This is a genomic window from Anaerophaga thermohalophila str. Valhall (genome assembly GCF_000250735.1).
GTDB lineage: Bacteria > Bacteroidota > Bacteroidia > Bacteroidales > Marinilabiliaceae > Anaerophaga > Anaerophaga thermohalophila_A.
The window spans coordinates 1-1,381 of sequence record NZ_AHZV01000223.1 but is presented as its reverse complement, the minus strand read 5'-3'; the positions used below and the strand labels follow the sequence as shown (position 1 = coordinate 1,381).

Sequence of the window (1,381 nt, the reverse complement as noted above, 5' to 3'; positions counted from 1 at the left end):
GTAGGCGGTCGCGGCTTCGCGGTTCTGAAGGCGATGGAAAGCGAAAACATCGTAGCCTTGTGTGATGTAGACTGGAGATATGCAAAAAAGGCTTTTGATCACTTCCCAAAGGCGAAAAAGTACTGGGACTGGCGCAAGATGCTGGATGAGATGAGCGACAGCATCGATGCAGTAGTGGTAGCCACGGCCGACCATACACATGCCATTATTGCTGCGCATGCCATCACCCTTGGCAAGCATGTATACGTTGAAAAGCCGCTTACCCACACGGTTTACGAATCCCGTTTGCTGACAAAGCTGGCCGATAAGTATAAAGTAGCCACCCAAATGGGAAACCAGGGAGCTTCGGGCGAAGGAGTAGCCAAAACCATCGAGTGGCTTCAGAATAATGAAATCGGTGAAGTAACAAAAGTAGAAGCCTTTACCGACCGACCGATATGGCCGCAGGGATTGAATGTTCCTGAACAGGGACAGTGGGTTCCGGAAACATTGAACTGGGACTTGTTTATCGGTCCTGCATCAATGCGTCCTTACAATGAAATTTATACGCCATGGAATTTCCGTGGTTGGTGGGACTTTGGCACAGGAGCCCTGGGAGATATGGCGTGCCACGTTTTGCATCCGGTGTTTAAAGGCTTAGACCTGGGTTATCCGATAAAGGCCCAGGGAAGTTCAACATTGCTTTTGACCGAATCGGCTCCGACGGCCCAGCGTGTCAGGATGACGTTCCCCGAGCGAGGGAGAAAAGGCAAGATGAAACTGCCGCAGGTAGATGTCCACTGGTACGACGGCGGTCTTCAGCCGATGAAACCTGAAGGCTGGCCGGCGGGCAAAGACATGAACGATGCCGGAGGCGGATTGCTGTTCCATGGCACCAAAGATATTCTGGTAACGGGCTGTTACGGAAAAGACCCGTGGCTGCTGTCGGGTCGTGTTCCCGAGGTTCCGAAGACGGAGCGTCGAATAGAGCTGAGCCACGAGATGGATTGGGTACGAGCCTGTAAAGAGAGTGCAGAGAACCGCCTGGAGCCGTCATCCCCATTTCGTGAAGCCGGTCCGTTCAACGAAATGGTTGTTATGGGAGTGCTGGCTGTTCGTCTACAGAGTCTGAATAAAGAGCTTGAATGGGACGGAGAAAAGATGGAGTTCACCAATATCAGCGACGATGAAACCATCCGCACAGTAATAAAAGACGGTTTTGAGATTCATGACGGACACCCGACGTTTAATAAAACGTGGACCGACCCGGTCAGCGCCAAAGCCTTTGCACAGGAACTGATTAAACACACCTACCGCGACGGATGGAGCCTGCCGCCAATGCCTTAAAGGATCTGTTTTAACCTGCGACCAGGCCCTGCCCAATTGAAATTAGGACAATAGG

General features: G+C 51.8%; 1 protein-coding gene. It reads left to right on the top strand.

The genetic code is table 11. The features are described from left to right. On the top strand, positions 1-1,326 hold a 1,326-nt coding region (locus OQ5_RS0112145), incomplete at its 5' end, for a Gfo/Idh/MocA family protein (protein ID WP_026055271.1). Between the last annotated feature and the right edge of the window lie 55 nt (positions 1,327-1,381).